Below are 17,878 nucleotides of genomic sequence, written 5' to 3' on the forward strand. Positions count from 1 at the left end.
CAACCGCCGCTCGGTTGCCCCGCCGCCGGGCGCGTGGCAGGGTCCGCCCCGCATGCTCTCCGTCCCAGCCAGCCGCCCGAATGCCTATACAGGCAGCCCCATCGACCGCGCGGGCATCCGCCGGGACGATGCCGAGTGGATCGCCGCCACATTGGCGCATCCCGAAACCCTGTTCACCCCCGTCTGGCGCAGCCGCAGCCTGATGAAGGGCGTCGAGGAGGGTCACCCCGAAGCCGTGCTGCTGACCGGGGAGGCCGCCGGCGCGCTCCGCATGGCCGGCGGACCCTGGGCCTTCCTCGGAATCTGGGAGGACCGGCCTGTCTTCGCGGTGGACTGTTCCGCCGCCGAGGACCCACTGCCGCTGCTGCCCGAGGGGATGGGCGGCTTCACCGACCTTCGCCAGGTCGCGGGCCTGCTGCCGCCGGGAGAGGCTTCCGTCCTGGCACATGCGCGCGGGCTGATGCACTGGCGCACGCGGCACCGCTTCTGCGGCGTCTGCGGCCATGAATGCGTGCCGCGCAGCGCCGGCAACGCCATGCAATGCACCAACTGCAAGGCCCAGCATTTTCCGCGCACCGACCCGGCGGTGATCATGCTGGTGGTGCGCGACGGGCGCTGTCTGCTCGGCCATTCGCACCGTTTCCCGAATGTCGCCATGTATTCGACCCTGGCCGGCTTCGTGGAACCGGGCGAGAGCCTGGAGGAGGCGGTGCGGCGGGAGGTGATGGAGGAGGCCGGCATCCAGGTGGGTGACGTGCTGTACCATTCCTCCCAGCCCTGGCCTTTCCCGGCCAGCATCATGCTGGGCTTCCATGCCGAGGGCCTGTCGGACGAGATCCGGATCGACCCTGAGGAATTGCAGGATGCCCGCTGGTTCACCCGCGATCAGTTGCGGGACCCGGCGGCGCATGGATTTTCCCTGCCGCGGGTCGATTCCATCGCCCGGCGGTTGATCGAGGATTGGCTGGAGCAGACTCCATGAAGCTTTTGGCCCCCCGTTTTTTGACATCCGGTGTTCTCGCCCTGCTGCTGCTCGCCGGCTGCGGTGGCCGCGACCCCGCGCCCGTCCCCACGGCCGACAACCCGGCCCAGGTCGCCTGCCGGGAGGAAGCGCGGCGATCCTCCGGCGTGGCGGAGGAATCGCGCCGGGTGGTGATCGGCCTGCCCAGCAGCGAGGAGCGCTTCCTCCAGGCGCGGGCGGAGGCCGAGAACCGCGCCTTCATGGATTGCCTGCGCCGCCGTGGCCTGGTGCGGGGCGGCGGCGTCGAGCCGCTGCGCCAGCCGGGCTTCTAACCATGCGCGCGCCGATCCCGACCCAGCTCCCCGGGGCCTTTCCCCGGCCCCAGCGACACTGAGGGCAGGGCCGTGTCCGGCGCATCCCCCGCCTCGCCGCGCGGCCCGATCGGATTCCTGGACGGTCTGCGCGAAAGCCAGGTCGTGGTGGGATGGGCCGCCGATCCGCAGGACCGCGCGGCGCGTCCCATTATTCGCCTGATGCGCGGGATGGAGGTGCTGGCCGAATGCAGCGCCGATGTGACGCGGGAGGATGGCCATCCCGGCTTCCATCTCCGCGCGCCGATGCCCCTGACGCCGCTGGATTTCCTGGAGGGCCGGCTGCGCGTGCGCGCCGTGATCCCCGGCCGGCAGGCGGCGACCACCCTCGCCATGACCCGCCGGATGCGGGAGGTGCTGGAGGCTGCGGCGGGCTGGGAACCGACCACCCTGGACCCCGCCCCCAAGGCCAGCGCGCCGCCGGCCGCCGCGCCCGCGCCACGCACCCCAGCCGCGCCGGCCACCCCGGCGCCGGTCAGCCCCGCGCCGGCCGCCCGTCCGCCTGAGGCGCCGATCCCGGCCGCGCCACCGCCCCAGCCCCCCCGGGCGCCAGCGCCGCCCAAGCCGCCGGTTGCCCCGGCCGAACCCCCACCGGTCCCAGTCGCCGCGCCGCCAAAGCCGCCGCAAGTGGCGCCCAGCCCGGCGCCCGCTCCGGCACCCGTCGCCGCGCCGCCGCCGCTCGATTCGATGCTCGCTTTGGCGCGCGCCGCCCAGCTCGCCAAGGTGCCGCTGTTCCACCTGCTGCTGCCCTGCCGCGCCTCCGTGCTGGGCGCCGCGCCCGGCCCGACCCTTGCGGGGCTGGAGACGGCGGCCGCCGCGCGGCCCCTGCTGGCGGCGGATTGGGTTCCGCTGCGCCATGGCTTCGCCCGCCAGCCCAACCCCACCGCGCTGTGGCGCGAGGATGGCCGCAGCCTATCCATCGAGGGCGGCCAGGCCCTGATTCTCACTTTGCTGACGGTGCTGGGCGCCCGGCGGCCGGAGGCGTCGGCGGCCCTGGCCCGCGCCACCGTCCTGGCGCAGCGCGCCGACCTCGCCGCCCTTCCGCGCCGGGACATCCCCAGCGAGTCCGGTGCGCCCACAGGCCCCTCCTTCCTGGGCGTAGCGATGCGGGAGACGGAGCCGGATCTGACGGAGGCGATCTTCTCCGACCGGCCCACTCCCAAGCTGATCGGCGACGTCATGCCCGGGCTCGAAGCCTGGTCCACGCCATCGGCGCCGCTGCCCTGGCGGGTGGTGCTGCTGGCGGAACCCGGCCTCGGCGGCAGCGCCAGCCCGGCGCGACTCGGCTGGTGGCTGCGCTGGCTGGTGGCGGAATGCGTGCTGAGCGAGGCGCTGCATATCGCCCGGCCGGAGGCCGCGCTGGGTCCGCAGCCGGATCTGGTTCTGACGTTGGCCGCCGAACCGGCCGCCTGACCCCTAGGGCGTTGCGAGAATGACCCCCGGGGCATTGCCCCGGGCGCCCGGAAGCCCGATATTGGGGGCGGAAGGTCGGCGACGGACGTGCCCCTCGCCAACCCGGTCAGGTCCGGAAGGAAGCAGCCGTAACGAGTTCTCGCGCGGGTCGCCCGCCGATCTTCCACCTCACCTGTGGCCCTGCCATCCGGGCCCTCGCTTCCCGGACAGCGCCCCGATGACCAGCGACATCTTTGGCGATCCGATCGCCCCTGACGACGATCTTCCCGAGCCGCCGCAGGATGGCCCCGGCCTTTTCGGGGAACCGGCCCCCGCCGCACCACAGCCCGCGCCAGCCCCAGTCGTGGCGGCGCCCGCCACCACGCCCTATCGCGTCCTCGCCCGCAAATACCGCCCCGCCACCTTCGCCGACCTGATCGGCCAGGACGCGCTGGTGCGCACCCTGAAGAACGCCTTCGCCCAGGGGCGGGTGCACCACGCCTTCATGCTCACCGGCGTCCGCGGCGTGGGCAAGACAACCACGGCCCGCATCATCGCCCGTGCGCTGAACTGCATCGGCCCGGACGGCAATGGCGGGCCGACCCCCGAGCCTTGCGGCGTCTGTTCCGAATGCCGCGCCATCCTGGCCGACCGCCATCCGGACGTGCAGGAGCTGGACGCCGCCAGCAACAACGGCATCGACGATGTGCGGGAATTGCGGGAGCGCCTGCGCTTCCGCCCCGCCCAGGGCCGCTTCAAGGTCATCATCCTGGACGAGGTCCATATGATGTCCAACGCCGCCTTCAACGCCCTGCTGAAGACGCTGGAGGAGCCGCCGCCGGATGTGAAGTTCATGCTGGCGACGACGGAGCTGCGGAAGGTGCCCACCACCATCCTCTCCCGCTGCCAGACTTTTCGGCTGGCCCGCGTGCCGCAGGAAGCCCTGCGCGGCCACTTCGCCCGGATTTGCGACCTGGAGGCGGTGCCCGCCGAGCCGGAGGCGCTGGCCATGGTGGCGCGGGCGGCGGATGGGTCCGTGCGCGACGGGCTTTCGATTCTCGACCAGGCTATCGCCTTGGCCGGCGGCGGTAGCGTCACCGCCGGGCTGGTGACGGAAATGCTGGGCCTCGCCGATCGCGGCCTGGCGCTGGAACTGATGCAGGCGCTGATGGCCGGCGACACCGCCGCGGCCCTCGCCTTGACCGAATCGGCCCATGCCGGCGGCACCGACCCGGCCATCATGCTCTCCGACCTGATGGAGCTGGTGCATCTTCTGTCGCGCATGAAGACCGTGCCGGCGCTGAAGGACGACCCGGCCCTGCCGGAGGCGGAGCGGACGCGCGGCGTGGCCCTGGCCGAATCGCTCTCCATCCCCGTGCTGGCGCGGGCCTGGCAGATCCTGCTGAAGGGGTTGCAGGAGGTGGCGCAGGACGGCGTGAACCGCCGCGCCGCCGCCGAGATGGTGCTGATCCGCCTGGCCCATGTCGCCGACCTGCCGACGCCGGGCGATCTGGTGCGCCGGCTGACCGAGCAGGGTGTTTCCGCCGGCACCGCGCCCGCCACGCCCCCCGGTGGGGGCGGCGGGTTGCGCGCCATCGCCGGCGGCGGTGGCACCGCGCTGGCCATGGCCGCGGTGGCCCCGGCCCCCGCGCCGGTCGCGGCGCCGATGCCGCAGCCTTCCAGCTACCGGGAAATCGTCGCGCTCGCCTCCGGCCGGAAGCCTATGCTGCATGCGCATCTGGTGCACAGCGTCCATCCGGTGCGGGTCACGCCCGGCCGCATCGAAATCCGCCCCCGCCCCGACGCGCCGCGCGACCTGGCGCAGCAGCTCACCGCCCTTTTGCAGGACGTGACCGGCAGCCGCTGGACCGTCAGCCTGGTGAATGAAGGCGGCGAGCCGACGCTGGCCGAACAGGGCCGCGCGGCGGAGGCCGATCGCCTGACCCTGGCGGAAAGCCACCCGCTGGTGCAGGCCGTGCTGGCCGCCTTCCCCGGCGCGAAGATCGAGGCGGTGCGCGATGCCTCGGTCGATGCCTATGGCCTGGCCCCGGCCATGGCCGCCGATCTGGCCGATGGCCGTGACTTCGCCCCACCCGACGCGGAAGCGGCCGGGCTGGATGATGACCTTACGCAGGAGGACTGAGACGCCATGAAGAACCTCGGCAATATGCTGAAGCAGGCGCAGCAGATGCAGACCCGCATGCAGGAGATGCAGGCGAAGCTGGAACAGACGGAAGTCGAGGGCGGCGCCGGCGGCGGCATGGTTAAGGTGCTGCTCTCCGGCAAGGGCGACCTGCGCCGCGTCTCCATCGACCCGTCCCTGATGGTGGCGGAGGACCGGGAGGTGCTGGAGGACCTGCTGGTCGCCGCTCATGCCGACGCCAAGCAGAAGGTGGAGGCGACGATGGCCGAGGAGATGCAGAAGGCCACCGCCGGCATGAACATCCCCGGTGGGCTCGGGGGCCTGGGTGGCCTCAAGCTGCCCTTCTGATTTCCCCACCACGTTGCTGCGCAACGCGGCGGGGACCCCGGTTTGGTGTTGATCCTGGGCGGACGGTCGCCTTGCCGTGGCAAAGCCACGGCAGGTTTCGGGCGGTGGCGGAGCGGCGCGGTCGTCACGGTTTCGCAGTGCTGGAATGGGTCTGGGAATGTCTGACCGCGACCCGATCGAGCATCTGATCTCCCTGCTCTCGCGCATCCCCGGCCTTGGTCGGCGCAGCGCAAGGCGGGCGGCGTTGCGTATGCTGATGCGGCCGCAGGAGACGATGCTGCCGCTGGCCGAGGCACTGTCCGCCGCCGCCGCCGCCGTGCGCCCATGCGAGAACTGCGGCAATCTCGATTCGAACTCGCCCTGTGGCATCTGCCGCGACCCGCGGCGCGACCGGCAACTGGTCTGCGTGGTGGAGGGGGTGGCGGATCTCTGGGCGCTGGAGCGCGCCCATGCGCATCAAGGGCTGTACCATGTGCTCGGCGGCACCCTGTCGCCGCTGGCCGGGGTGGGGCCGGAGGATCTGTCCATCGCGCCCCTGATGGCTCGCATCGAGGCGGAGGGGATGGAGGAGGTGATCCTCGCCTTGCCCGCCACCGTCGATGGCATGGCCACCGCGCATTACGTCACCGATCGGCTGGCCCCCACCGGCGTGAAGGTCACCCGCCTCGCCCAGGGCGTGCCGATGGGCGGGGCGCTGGACGTGCTGGATGAGGGCACGCTGGCCGCGGCGCTGCGGTCACGCCGCCCGGTCTGATCAGCGCGCTCGCAGCACGCTGACCGCCGCCGCCACATGCGGCAGCTTCGTGCCGGTGGCCTGCCAAAAACCCTCGGCGAAGGCTTCCCTCTCCTTGGCCTCGCAATCATCCAGATAGCGCAGCAGGCGGCGTTCGGCGCGGGCGCTGCTGCCGGTCTGGCGGCGGAAGGACCGCCAGAGCATCCAGGCATTCACCGCCCAGCCATCATAGGCATGGTCCTGCAGGCGACGGCGGATGGAGGGGGGCAGGGCGTCGAAGGCGGCCCAGTCATCGCCGGGCCAACGGCGCCACAGGCGCGGGCGCTCGGTGACGTCATTGTCGGCCTGGTCCCCGGCGGGGGGCAGGATCATGGGCAGAGGCAGGGCGTCGAAAGGCATGGGGGCGCCGACATTCGGTTGGGGACAGGATATGTTATAATGTTCCATTCGCCCGACGAAAAGGGCCAGCGCGGCCCCCGTCATTCCCGCCGTGCGAATTGCGGCGCGGCCCGATCCCACACCGCCATGATCTCTGCGCCCGGCATCACATCGTAGCGCGACCGCTGCACCAGCAGCGACGCCGCGTGCAATTCGGGGTCGTGGTTCGCCACCGCATCCTCCACCACCACGGGGTAGTAGTCGTAGAAGCCGGCGTCCCGCGCGGTGGACTCGACGCAGCCCTGGGTGATGAAGCCGCAGCAGACCACGGTGCGGATGCGGTTGGCGCGCAGCAGCATGTCGAGATTGGTGCCCACGAAGGCGGAGCTGCGCCATTTCTGGACCACGATATCCGTGCCGCTGGGTTGCAGCTCGGGCACGAATTCCGCGCCCCAGCTTCCGGCCAGGCACACTTCCGGCTCCTCCATGATGCCGTTGCGCACGGTCAGGAAGCGCAGCCAGGCCGGGGAGGTGGAGCGGCCGTTGGCGAGCTTCTGGTTCTGGATGAAGAACACCGTGACCCCCGCCGCGCGCGCCGAATCCACCAGTCGCGCACAGGCCTGGATCGCGGCAGGAAATGCGGACATATCTTTGCCCGCGCGCGCAAAAATGCCGCCCTCCGCGCAGAAATCATTCTGCGGATCGATGACGACCAGCGCGGTATGCGCGGGGTCCGCCAGCTCATGCGTTTCCGTGAAAACCTGCTGGTTGTCGATGGTGATCATGGCGTGGCTCCGTGGGGTAGAAGCTGGTGCAGATGTTCCGCAATGTCGCGCCGCCTTGCGACCCAGACGGAATCGGCGCGGGCCTTCAGCGCGCGCAAAATGCCCTCCACGGCGCGGAAGCGGGCGGGGCGGCCGCAGATGCGCAGATGCAGCCCGATGTTCAGCAGCTTCGGCACGCCGCGCGCGCCTTCCTCGATCAGCTGGTCCATCGCCGCTTCGGCATAGCTGACGAAGTGTTCCGGCAGCACGAAGCCGTTCGGGTGGAAGAACTTCATGTCGTTGCAGTCCAGCGCATAGGGCAGCACCAGCATGCCACTATCCCAGTAGGGCAGGTCGTCGTCGAAGGCGTTGCTGTCGTAGCGGTAGCCATGTTTCGCCAGCAGCTTGCGCGTCCAGGCGGAGGCGCTGCCGCGGCAGAAGAAGCCAACCGGCCTTTCGCCCGTCGCGGCCTCGATCGCCGCAGCCGAGCGCAGCAGCGCCGCCTCCTCCTCCGCCTCATTCGTAAAATCGGCATGCGGGCGCCAGACCCAGCCGTGATTCGCCGCCTCATGCCCGCGCCGCACCACCTCCGCAGCGAGTTCGGGCGTGCGCTCCACGGCGCGGCCGCACATGAAGAAGCTGGCCTTCACCCCGTGCCGGTCGAAGGCTTCGAGAAACCGCGGCAGCCCCGCCCGCAGGCCATAGCCAAAGATCCCCTCCTGGCCGAGGTCGCGGCGGCCGGGCGGCACCACGCTGATGACCTCGCCGATGCGCTCATTCTCCGCATCGCCGGCTTCCACGGCCATCTCGGCGCCTTCCTCGTAATTCACCACCAGGGAGACGGCGAGTTTCGCGTCGCCGGGCCAGGCGATGCGGGGCGGGTTCAGGCCGTAGCCGACCAGGTCGCGGCGCATGGCGAAATATCCTCACTTTTGGCCCGGATGTTGCAAGCCCCATGCCGCATCCGCTGCCAGGAGACTGTCCATGCGTCGCCTTCCCCGCCATCTCGCCGCCGGTCTCTTCGCCGCCGCGGCCGCCTTTGGCCTCGGTGCTCCGGCCGAGGCGCAGACCCAGATCCCGCTGCGCGTCGCCGGGAATTTCAGCCAGAACACCAAGCATGTGGATGGCGTGGAGCGGCCCTTCTTCGCCGGCCTCGGCGCGGCCTCCGGCACCCCGCTGGCGGTCAACTACAACCCGCTCGACGTGCTCGGCATCCAGGCGGCGGACAGCCTGCGCCTGCTGCGCTCCGGCGCCTTCGACGTGATGAGCGTGCAGATCGGCATGGTCGCCCGCGACGATCCCTTCTTCGAGGGGCTGGACCTGATCGGCGTCTCCACCACGGTGCCGGAGCTGCGCCGCGCCGTGGAATCCTACCGCGCCGCCTTCGATGAGCGTTTGCAGCAGCGCTTCGGCACGCGGGTGATGACGCTCTGGCCCTTCGGCCCGCAGATCATCTACTGCAATGCGCCGATCAATTCCGTGCGCGACCTGCGCGGGTTGAAGGTGCGGTCCTTCACGCCGACCATGTCCGCCCTGTTGCAGCATCTGGGCGCGACGCCGGTGACCTTGCAGTTCAGCGAAGTCTATCCCGCCTTGCAGCGCGGCGTGGCGAGCTGCGCCATCACCTCCGCCACCTCGGGCAATACCGGCAACTGGCCGGAAGTGACCACGCATATCCTGCCGCTGGGCCTGTCCGGCGCCGTGCAAGGCCACTTCATGACCATGGCCGCCTGGCGCCGCTTCTCCCCGGAACAGCAGACCGCGCTGACGCGCGAATTCCGCCGCATGGAGGATGCGATGTGGGACATCGCGACCAATTCCAATGGCGATGCGCTGTCCTGCTCCACCGGCGGCGCCTGCACCGAGCACAAGGCGTTCCGCAACACGCTGGTGACGGTGAACGAGGCCGATGCGCAGCTGGTGCGGGAGGCGGTGAGCGCCGTGATCCTGCCGAGCTGGCGCGACACCTGCAACCGCGTCTGGGCGCAATGCACCCAGACCTGGAACGGCACGGTCGGCGCCGCGCGCGGCTTCACTATCAACTGAGCGCTTTGGCGGTGGAGCGCCTATCCAAAGCGCTCCACCGCCCCCGCCGCGATCCGGAAGGCGGCCGCGAAATCCGCCATCTCCATGGCCTCACCCGGATTGTGGCTGCCGCCATCGTTGCGGATGAACAGCATGGCGGAGGCAACGCCCTGTCCCGCAAAAGTCGCGCAATCATGTCCACCGCCGGAAGCCATGGCCAGCGTCGGAATGCCGGCCTCCGCCGCCGCCGCGCCCAGCGCCGCGCGCAGTCGCGCATCCATCAGCGCGGGCGGCACGTGCAGTGCCGGGCCGTAATCCACATCCACCCCATGGCGTGGCTTGGCCTCCGCCGCCGCATTGGCCAGCCAGGCCTCCGCGCGGCGCAGGGCGGCCACATTCTCGCTGCGGATATCCAGGGTGAAGCGCACCTCGCCGGGCACGCGCGTCGGCGCATGGCGCGTCACATCCGTGAAGAACTCGCCGATAGTGCAGACCAGATCGGTGCCGGCCGCCTCCTCTGCCGTCCAGAAGTCGTCCAGCCCGGCGACCAGCCGCGCCGCCGCGATCACGGCATCGCGACGGCTGCGCCGTGGCGCGCCGCCTGCATGGGCATCCTGCCCAATCGCGCGGCAGTTTCGGTGCCGCAGCGAACCGCGGATGCCGGTGACGATGGCGGCGGGGATGCCGGCCTCCACCAGCTCCGGCCCCTGCTCGATATGCGGCTCCAGGAACCAGGCGATGCGCCCGGCCGTCAGGCTGGCGCGTCCCTGGCGGATGAAGTCCGGGTCAAAACCCTCCTCCGCCATGTGATCGGCCAGCGTCCGGCCCGTGTCGCTCCGCCGCAGCGTGTTGGGTGCCTCCGGTGCCAGAAGGCCGAAGGCGGCGCGGCTGCCGAGGTAGTTGGCGGGGAACCACACCATCTCCTCCGCGCGGATCGCCAGCACCGTCAGGTCGCGCGGCAATTTTTGGCCGAGATGCCGCAGCCGCGCCGCCACGGCCAAGCCCATGGCAACCCCCGCCGCGCCATCGAAATTGCCGCCATGCGGCACGCTGTCCGCATGGCTGCCGATCATCCCCGCCGGCAGGCTGCGATCCGCGCCGGGCAGGGTCATGAACAGGGTGCCGATCGGGTCCACCGTCACCTCCAGCCCCAGCCCTTCCGCCGCCTCCCGCGCCAGGCGGTGCGACAGGCGCTCGCCAGGGCCGTAGGAGGCGCGGGTGACGCCGGGCGCGTCCAGGCTGCCGTCGCGGATCGCGTCCAGATAGTTTTCGGCAAGGTCCAGCGCGCGGACTTCGGCAGAACGGGTCATGGAGAACTCCGATGAGCGGTGACGGCGGCATCATCCTGACGGCGGAAGCGCTGATCGCCGGTGCCACGGATCCCGCGGCGCGGGAAGGGTTTGGTGTGCTGGTCGGCGCGGATGGCCGCATCGCGGCTATCGCGACGCCGGACGATCTGCGGGCCATGGCGCCGGGTGCGGAGCATCTGCATCTCGAAAGCTGTGTGCTGCTGCCGGGTCTGGTGAACGCGCATCAGCACGGTCGCGGGCTGACACAGCTGCAACTCGGCTTCCCGGACATGATCCTGGAGGCCTGGCAGACGACAAAGCGCCGACGCGGCTGGCTCGATCCGGCGGCGATGGTGCCGCTGGCGGCGATGCAGATGCTGGCCTCCGGCGTCACCGCCACCATCCATGCCAATACGACATGGGGCGCGGCAGGCAGGCAGCCGGATGATCTGGCGCGGACCATCGCCGCCTATGATGCCGCCGGCCTGCGGGCCTTGGTCGGCATCGGCGCGCAGGACCGCGCCAGCCTGGTCTTCCCGGCGGAGGAGCAGGCTGGCTTCGTCGCAGCCCTGCCAAGCCATCTGCGCGATTTGGTCGGAAATCCCGACCCGCCGATTTTTGCCAACACGGCCGATGAGGCGGCGGCGCTGTTCGACCGTATCGCCGCCACGCTGCCGGGCCATGGCCGCATCACCCTGGCCTTCGCGCCCGCCGGTCCGCAATGGGTCAGCGACGGGCTCTTCACCGGCATCGCCCAGGCGGCCCGCGCGCGCGGCGGCGTGCCGGTACATATGCATCTGCTGGAAAGCGTGGCCCAGGCGGCGGCGGCGCGGCGGCTCTACCCCGAAGGCACGCTGGCGCGGCTGGAGGCGCTGGGCGTGCTCAGCCCCGCCACCTCGCTGGCCCATGCGGCGCAATTGACGCCCGACGATATCGCGGTGGCGGCGCGGACCGGCACCACGCTGGTCCGCAACCCGGCGAGCAATCTGCGCCTCGGCTGCGGCACCGCGCCACTGGCCGATTACCTGTCCGCCGGGGTCGCCGTCGCGGTCGGCACGGATTGCCAGACCATGGATGACGACGAGGATCTGTGGAAGGAGCTGCGCCTCGCCGAGCGGCTCGCCACAGTGCCGTCCTGGCAGGCGGCGGGGCCACCGGATGCGGCGACGCTGTTCGGCATGGCGACCCTGCGGGGCGCGGCGGCGATGGGGCTGGCGGGCCAGATCGGCACCCTGGTGCCCGGCTTTGCGGCGGATGTCATCGCGGTGGATCTGCGACGGGTGCGCGGCGTCTATGCCGATCCCTCCGTGCCGCTGCTGGACCTGCTGCTGGCCCGTGCCGATGCGCGGGATGTGCGGCTGACCATGGTGGATGGCCGCGTGCTGTACCGCGACGGCCGCTTTCCCCACCTGGATTCGGCGGCCATCACAGCCGCCGCGGCCGAGGCCGCCACCCGCGCCCGTGCGCCCTGGGACGCCGAACGCGAAGCGGCGGTCGCCGAGTTGGTCCAGGGCGTGCGTGCGCACTACGTCACACGCTCCCCCTAGTCGAACATCAGCCCCGGCAGCCAAAGGGCAATCGACGGAAAGGCGATCAGCAGCAGGGTCAGCAGGATCATCACGCCGAGGAATGGCAGCGTGCCCTGGATGACCTCGCCGACCGATCCGCTGGTACGGATGCCCTGCACCACATAAAGGTTCATGCCGACCGGCGGCGTGATCAGCGCGATCTCACACATCACCACCAGGAAGATGCCGAACCACACCGGATCGACGCCGAGCGCCACGACGATCGGGAAGACGATAGGGATGGTGCCCACCATCATCGACAGCGTTTCCAGGAAGCAGCCCAGGATCAGGTAGAAGACGAACAGCACGAACAGGATGCCGATGGGGCCGACGCCGAGCGAAGTGACGAAGGCCGAAAGCGCCTGCGGCACGCCCAGAATGCCGAGCACGAAGTTCAGATAGAAGGCGGCGGCCACGATCAGCACGATCATGGAAGTGACGGTCACCGTCGTCTCGAAGCAGGCATGCAGCATCGAAAGCTTGAAGCGCCCGTAGAACATCGACAGCAGGAAGGCGAAGACCACACCCACCGCCGCGCTTTCCGTGGGCGTCGCCCAGCCGGCATAGATGCTGCCCATCACCACGACGAACAGCGAAACTGGCGCCGCCAGCCCTCCCAGCGCGCGCAGCCTTTCGCCCAGCGGCAGGCGCGGCTCCGGCGCTCCGGCCAGGGCCGGCTTCCATAGGCACAGCGCCGCCGTCATCGCCATGAACAGCGCCGTCAGCAGCAGCCCCGGCACCACGCCCGCGGCATAGAGCTGGCCGACCGAGGTATTGGTCATGGCGCCATAGATGATCATGTTGATCGAAGGCGGAATCAGGATGCCGAGCGTCGATCCCGCCGCGATGGTGCCCAGCACCAGCCGCGGATCGTAGCGCCGGTCCGCGAAGGTCGGCAGAGCCACCGTGCCGATGGTGGCCGCCGTGGCGACGGAGGAGCCGGAGACGGCGGCGAACAGCGCGCAGGCGCCGATATTGGTGTGCAGCAGCCCACCCGGCAGCGGGCCCAGCCAGACCGACAGCGCCTTGTACATCCGGTCCGTCGCGCCGCCCTTCACCAGCAGCTCGCCCAGCAGCACGAAGAGCGGCACGGCGAGCATGGTGAAACTGTCCGTCGCCCCCCAGAACTGCGTGCCGATGGCGTTGATCACCGGCCAGCCGAGATAAAGATCCGCCCCCAGCAGCGCGATGGCGCCCATCACCACGCCGATGGGCAGGCCGGTGAACATCAGCGCCAGCATCAGCACGAAGCCGATGGCGGCCTGGGCGATTCCGAAGCCGCTCATCGCGGGGACTCCTGGCCCGTCTCCGCCGCGATTTCCTCATCCACCGTGGGCGGGCCGTACCAGGCATTCACCTCCCGCAACCGGCCACCTATCAGCAGCGTGGCGGCATGCAAGGCGAGGATCGCGGCCACCAGCCCGAACAGCGCGAGGCCCGAGAACCAGACGCCCTGCGGAATCCACAGTGGCACCTGCAAGGGGCTGGTGGAGACCGACATGAAGTCGATGCTGTCCGCCACCTCCGCCCAGCCGCGGGTCGCGACGAAGATGGCGAAGGCAGCGATGGCGAGGGCGGCGACCACATGGGCCGCCGCCTTCGGCCAGGCCGGCAGGCGCGCCAGAAACAGATCGATGCGGGTGTGGCGGCGCAGCAGCAGCGTATGGGCGAAACCGAAGGCGCAGAGCCCCGCCAGCGTATAGCCGCCGATCTCATCGGTGCCTTGCAGCGACACGCCCAGATAGCGCCGCGCTACCAGGTCGGCGCAGACCAGCAGGCTGTAGCCCAGCAGCCACCAGCCGCAGAGCAGGGTGAAGAAGCGGGTCACCGGTGTCAGCCGCCGCGCGACCGGATTCGCGCCGACCGGAGCGGCGATGGAGGAGGAGTAGGCCATGAACACCCTGCTGCAAGGACGCCCGCGCTTTGCAACTTCGGTGCCATCGCTTGACCTCGACGCGGCCAGCGCCGAGCCTTGCGCCGCCATGCCCCGAATTGCGCTTGAATTCCGCCATCTCGAAGCCTTCCGCGCCATCATGCGCAGCGGCACGGTGACGGGTGCCGGCGCGCTGCTCGGCGTCTCCCAGCCCGCCATCAGCCGCCTTCTGGCGCAGACCGAATCCATCGCCGGCTTTCCGCTGTTCGAACGTGTGCGCGGCCGGCTCGTGCCCACGCCCTCCGCTCAGGCGCTGCATGAGGAGACGGAGCGCATCTTCACCGGCGTCGAGGAACTCGCCGCCCTGGCGCAGCGCCTGCGCCTCGGCGCGCCGCGCCGCGTGGTCATCGCCTCCCTCCCCACCGTCACGCTCGCCGTGCTGCCGGAAGCGGTGGCCGCCTGGCGCGCGGCGGGGCGGGCGGAGACGCTGTCGATCCATTCCCGTACCGCCGGCGGCGTGATCGGGCTTGTGGCATCGCGCCAGGCCGATCTCGGCATCACCATCAGCGCGCCCACCATCCCGGGCGTCCGTTCCTCCCTGCTGCTGCGCAGCCGCGCCTGGTGCGTGCTGCCGCAGGGCCATCGGTTGACGCGGAAGACAGTGGTGCGCGCGGCCGACCTGCATGGGGAGGCCTTCATCGCCTTGTCGCGGGAGGAAGGGCGGCAGGGTCTGGTGGAATCGGCGCTGCGCGACAGCGGCGCGCAGCCCATGGAGTCCGTGGAATGCCGCATGACCACGGGCGCCGTCGCCATGGTGGCGGCGGGCTGCGGCCTCACCATCGCGGATTCGCTGGCCGTCGCCCCCTTCCTCGGCCGCGGCATCGTGCTGCGGCCCTTCGAGCCGGCAGTGAGCTTCGACTACCGCCTGATCTGGCCGGAAGCCGTGCGCGACGGTTTTGGACGCGCCGCGCTGGCGCAGCGCATCCGCGAAACCGCCCGCGCGGTGCGCGACCGCGTCGCCGCGCATGTCGCCGGGGCATAAGCGCGCCGGTCCCCGTATAACGGATTGATATGGGGCGTCGCCCCGCGCGCATGCGAGGCTCCGCCGGATGAATGGACCCGACGCCATCTTCGCCCCCGGCTTCCGCGAAAGCCCCTATTGGTGGGAGGCCGCGCCGCCTGGCGCCAGCGCCGCGCCACTGCCCGATGCGGCGGAGGTCGTCATCGTCGGCGGCGGCATCGCCGGCCTGTCCACGGCGCTGGAACTCGGCCGCAACGGCATCAAGGCGCTGGTCATCGACCGCGAGACGATCGGCTGGGGCGCCTCCTCCCGCAACGGTGGCGCGCTGTCCGGCGCCGGCAGCCTCGGCAAGGTCCGTGCCGATCTGAAGGAGGCCTTTGGCGAGAGCCTGGTCAATGAGATGGTGGAGGAAGGCGAGGCCGCCTATGAGGAATTCGCCTCCCTCATCGCGCGCGAAAACCTCGACTGCGATTTCGAGCGCAGCGGCCGCTTCGTGGGCGCGCATGCGGCCAAGGCGATGGAGGGGCTGAAGCGCCGCGCCGAAATGCTGAACGCCGCAACCGGCGCGGAGGAAGCCTTCATTCTGCCGCGCTCGGCGGTGGCGGAGGAGATCGCCACCACCAAATACCATGGCGGCATGGTGATGCTGCGCGCGGGCGGGCTGCATCCCGCGAAGTATGTGCGCTCACTGGCCGAGGCCGCGACGCGGCAGGGCGCCATCCTCGTCTCTGGCGTGTCGCTGCAGTCCTACACGCGGCAGCCGGATGGCAGCTTCCTCGTCACCACCGACAAGGGCCGCATATCCGCAAAGCATCTGATGCTGGCGACCAATGGCTATACCGGCGCGGCGACGCCCTGGTTCCGCCGCCGCCTGATCCCCATTGCCAGCTACATGATCGCCACGGAGGAGCTGGGCGAGGAACGCGTGCGCCGCGCCTTGCCAAAACTGCGCGTCTATGGCGACACTAAGAAGATCCTGTACTACTTCCGCCCCTCGCCGGACCACCGCCGCATCCTGTTCGGCGGCCGCGCCAGCTTCGTGCAGACCGATCCGAAGCGCGCCGCGGCGACGCTGCATCGCTTCCTGGTGGATCTGATCCCGGATCTCGCCGGCGTGCGCATCACCCATGGCTGGAAGGGCAATGTCGCCTTCGCCTTCGACATGATGCCGCATGTCGGCATCCAGGACGGCGTGCATTACGCCATGGCCTGCAATGGCAGCGGCGTGGTCGGCATGACGCATTTCGGCCGCGTCGCCGCGCAGCAGATCCTGGGCGGTTCCAACCGCGTCTCCGCCTTCGCGCGGCTGCCCTTTCCCACGAAGCCGCTCTACAACGGTCATCCCTGGTTCATGCCGCTGGTCGGCACGGCCTATCAACTGCGCGACCGGCTGGATGGCTGGCGCGTCAAGAATGGAGGCGTCTGATGCTGCCACTTCGCAAGACCCTGTCCCGGCTGCTGGCGCTCGGCGCGATGTGCCTGCCGCTGGCCGCGCCCGCCGACGCGCAGACGCTGACCATGGCGACGCAATCGACCTTCGGCATCGATCCGCACTTCTTCTTCAACGGCCCGAACATGGCCGCCGCGCGCCACATCTACGACACCGTCATCAGCCGCGACGAGAACAGCCGCCAGGTGCCCGGCGCGGTGGAGAGCTGGCGCGCGGTGGAGCCCACGATCTGGGAGCTTAAGCTGCGCGCCGGCGTCACCTTCCATGACGGCACGCCCTTCACGGCGGAAGACATCGCCTTTTCCATCGCCCGAATCCCCAATGTGCCGGGCAATATCGGCCCCTACACGATCAACCTGCGCACCATCGACCGTGTCGAGATCGTCGATCCGCTGACCGTGCGCCTGCACACCAGCGAGCCGAATCCGCTGATCCCTGGCCAGCTCACCAATGTCTTCATCGTCTCTGCCCGCGCCGCGGCGAATGCGAGCACGGAGGATTTCAACCGCGGCCGCGCCGCCATCGGCACCGGCCCCTACCGCGTCGTCGGCAATGGCGTTTCCCCCACCGGCATGCGGCTGCAGCGCAACGATGCCTATTACGGCACTAAGCCGGCCTGGAGCGAGGTGGAGGTCCGCGTCATCGCCAATGACGCGGCGCGCCTTGCGGGCCTGCTCGCCGGTGACTACGACCTGATCGAGGACGTGCCGCTGACCGACCTGGCGCGTCTGCGGCGGGAAGGGCGGGTGAACATCGCCAGCCGGCCCACCGACCGGATCATGTATCTGTCGCTGAATGTCGCCTCCGACCCGCTGCCGCTGGTGGTCGATGGCAATGGCCAGCCGCTGCCGGTGAACCCGCTGTCGGATGTCCGCGTCCGCCGCGCGCTGTCCATGGCGATCGATCGCCGGGCGCTGGTCGAGCGCATCATGGAAGGCCAGGCGGTGGCCTCCGGCCAGCTCACGCCGGAAGGCTTCGGCGGCTATGATCCGGCGGTGCAGGTGCCGCCCGTTGATATCGCCGGCGCGCGCCGCCTGCTGACGGAGGCCGGCTTTCCGGACGGCTTCGGCCTGACCATCTCCTGTTCCAACGACCGCTATGTGAATGACGCCCGCATCTGCCAGGCGGTCGGCCAGATGCTGGCGCGTGCCGGGCTGAAGATGAATGTGGATGTCACGCCGAGCACGGTGTTCTTCCCGCGCATCCGCCCCGCCCGCGTACTGCTGCCGATGCATTTCGTCGGCCGCTCCTTCTCCTCCGGCGATGCCACCTATGTGCTCTCCACCTCATTCCACACGCGCGACGTGCCGCGGAACCTCGGCGGCGCCAATCGCAGCGGCTTCAGCGACCCGGCGGTGGATGCCGTGGTGCGGGAGGTGATGGTGCGCATGGATGACGGGCGAGAGGCCGCCGTGCGGCAGGCGATGCACCAGGTGCAGGACCTGCATGTGCAGATCCCGCTCTATGTGCAGATGTCCGCGATCGGCACGCGGCGCGGCATCAGCTACACCCCGCGAATGGATGAGCAGGTCGTCGCCGTCCACGCGCGCCCGGCGCAGTGA

General features: G+C 70.3%; 17 protein-coding genes and 1 other RNA gene. 12 read left to right on the forward strand and 6 right to left on the reverse strand.

The window, feature by feature from the left end; genetic code table 11:
- Nucleotides 1-52 precede the first annotated feature (52 nt).
- The 7 genes from nudC (at nucleotide 53) to recR (ending at nucleotide 5,969) form a co-directional block, all read left to right on the forward strand.
- Nucleotides 53-982: an NAD(+) diphosphatase gene (gene nudC, locus ACVFYP_RS09565; protein WP_499199940.1), complete on the forward strand. Its 930-nt coding sequence runs from the start codon at nucleotides 53-55 to the stop codon at nucleotides 980-982.
- Entirely contained in the window at nucleotides 979-1,293 is a 315-nt protein-coding gene (locus ACVFYP_RS09570; RefSeq protein WP_499199941.1) for a phosphoribosylamine--glycine ligase, read from the forward strand. Before nudC ends, ACVFYP_RS09570 begins: the two co-directional genes overlap by 4 nt.
- Nucleotides 1,294-1,365: 72 nt before the next feature.
- Nucleotides 1,366-2,745, forward strand: coding sequence for a hypothetical protein (locus tag ACVFYP_RS09575; RefSeq protein ID WP_499199942.1), 1,380 nt, complete (start codon nucleotides 1,366-1,368; stop codon nucleotides 2,743-2,745).
- Nucleotides 2,746-2,817: 72 nt separating this feature from the next.
- Nucleotides 2,818-2,910: signal recognition particle sRNA small type (gene ffs, locus ACVFYP_RS09580), an RNA gene on the forward strand.
- 52 nt (nucleotides 2,911-2,962) lie between these two features.
- Complete coding sequence (locus tag ACVFYP_RS09585) at nucleotides 2,963-4,867, forward strand: DNA polymerase III subunit gamma/tau (RefSeq protein WP_499199943.1); 1,905 nt, start codon at nucleotides 2,963-2,965, stop codon at nucleotides 4,865-4,867.
- A 6-nt stretch (nucleotides 4,868-4,873) separates the two neighbouring features.
- Nucleotides 4,874-5,215, forward strand: coding sequence for a YbaB/EbfC family nucleoid-associated protein (locus ACVFYP_RS09590; protein WP_499199944.1), 342 nt, complete (start codon nucleotides 4,874-4,876; stop codon nucleotides 5,213-5,215).
- Nucleotides 5,216-5,372: 157 nt separating this feature from the next.
- Nucleotides 5,373-5,969 (forward strand): recombination mediator RecR, encoded by a 597-nt coding sequence (gene recR / locus ACVFYP_RS09595; protein ID WP_499199945.1) that lies wholly within the window; start codon nucleotides 5,373-5,375, stop codon nucleotides 5,967-5,969.
- Here recR and ACVFYP_RS09600 read toward each other — a convergent pair whose 3' ends face one another.
- The 3 genes from ACVFYP_RS09600 to ACVFYP_RS09610 form a co-directional block, all read right to left on the reverse strand.
- The gene (locus ACVFYP_RS09600; protein WP_499199946.1) at nucleotides 5,970-6,347 is read right to left on the reverse strand and encodes a DUF6525 family protein; all 378 of its coding nucleotides are present in this window, start codon (nucleotides 6,345-6,347) and stop codon (nucleotides 5,970-5,972) included.
- Nucleotides 6,348-6,427: 80 nt separating this feature from the next.
- Complete coding sequence (locus ACVFYP_RS09605) at nucleotides 6,428-7,111, reverse strand: cysteine hydrolase family protein (RefSeq protein ID WP_499199947.1); 684 nt, start codon at nucleotides 7,109-7,111, stop codon at nucleotides 6,428-6,430.
- Nucleotides 7,108-8,004, reverse strand: a complete 897-nt coding sequence (locus ACVFYP_RS09610) for a polysaccharide deacetylase family protein (RefSeq protein ID WP_499199948.1) — start codon at nucleotides 8,002-8,004, stop codon at nucleotides 7,108-7,110. The genes ACVFYP_RS09605 and ACVFYP_RS09610 overlap by 4 nt, the downstream gene beginning before the upstream one ends.
- Before the next feature lie 70 nt (nucleotides 8,005-8,074).
- Here ACVFYP_RS09610 and ACVFYP_RS09615 point away from each other — a divergent pair, with 70 nt between their 5' ends.
- Entirely contained in the window at nucleotides 8,075-9,136 is a 1,062-nt protein-coding gene (locus ACVFYP_RS09615) for a TRAP transporter substrate-binding protein (protein WP_499199949.1), read from the forward strand.
- Nucleotides 9,137-9,156: 20 nt separating this feature from the next.
- Here ACVFYP_RS09615 and ACVFYP_RS09620 read toward each other — a convergent pair whose 3' ends face one another.
- Nucleotides 9,157-10,425, reverse strand: a complete 1,269-nt coding sequence (locus ACVFYP_RS09620; RefSeq protein WP_499199950.1) for a hydantoinase/carbamoylase family amidase — start codon at nucleotides 10,423-10,425, stop codon at nucleotides 9,157-9,159.
- Nucleotides 10,426-10,436: 11 nt separating this feature from the next.
- On the opposite strand from ACVFYP_RS09620, the gene ACVFYP_RS09625 reads away from it, so the two are divergent.
- A complete protein-coding gene (locus tag ACVFYP_RS09625; RefSeq protein ID WP_499199951.1) occupies nucleotides 10,437-11,951 on the forward strand; it encodes an amidohydrolase family protein in 1,515 nt (504 codons plus the stop codon).
- Here ACVFYP_RS09625 and ACVFYP_RS09630 read toward each other — a convergent pair.
- Nucleotides 11,948-13,258, reverse strand: coding sequence for a TRAP transporter large permease (locus ACVFYP_RS09630; RefSeq protein WP_499199952.1), 1,311 nt, complete (start codon nucleotides 13,256-13,258; stop codon nucleotides 11,948-11,950). The two genes, ACVFYP_RS09625 and ACVFYP_RS09630, sit on opposite strands and share 4 nt — an antisense overlap.
- Entirely contained in the window at nucleotides 13,255-13,866 is a 612-nt protein-coding gene (locus tag ACVFYP_RS09635) for a TRAP transporter small permease subunit (RefSeq protein WP_499199953.1), read from the reverse strand. Before ACVFYP_RS09635 ends, ACVFYP_RS09630 begins: the two co-directional genes overlap by 4 nt.
- Between ACVFYP_RS09635 and ACVFYP_RS09640 the strand changes: the two genes are divergently transcribed.
- The 3 genes from ACVFYP_RS09640 (at nucleotide 13,865) to ACVFYP_RS09650 (ending at nucleotide 17,878) form a co-directional block, all read left to right on the forward strand.
- Nucleotides 13,865-14,887: a LysR substrate-binding domain-containing protein gene (locus ACVFYP_RS09640; RefSeq protein WP_499199954.1), complete on the forward strand. Its 1,023-nt coding sequence runs from the start codon at nucleotides 13,865-13,867 to the stop codon at nucleotides 14,885-14,887. The genes ACVFYP_RS09635 and ACVFYP_RS09640 overlap by 2 nt on opposite strands.
- 67 nt (nucleotides 14,888-14,954) lie before the next feature.
- Complete coding sequence (locus tag ACVFYP_RS09645) at nucleotides 14,955-16,292, forward strand: NAD(P)/FAD-dependent oxidoreductase (RefSeq protein WP_499199955.1); 1,338 nt, start codon at nucleotides 14,955-14,957, stop codon at nucleotides 16,290-16,292.
- Complete coding sequence (locus ACVFYP_RS09650) at nucleotides 16,292-17,878, forward strand: ABC transporter substrate-binding protein (protein ID WP_499199956.1); 1,587 nt, start codon at nucleotides 16,292-16,294, stop codon at nucleotides 17,876-17,878. Before ACVFYP_RS09645 ends, ACVFYP_RS09650 begins: the two co-directional genes overlap by 1 nt.

The organism is Roseomonas sp. F4, assembly GCF_053891155.1.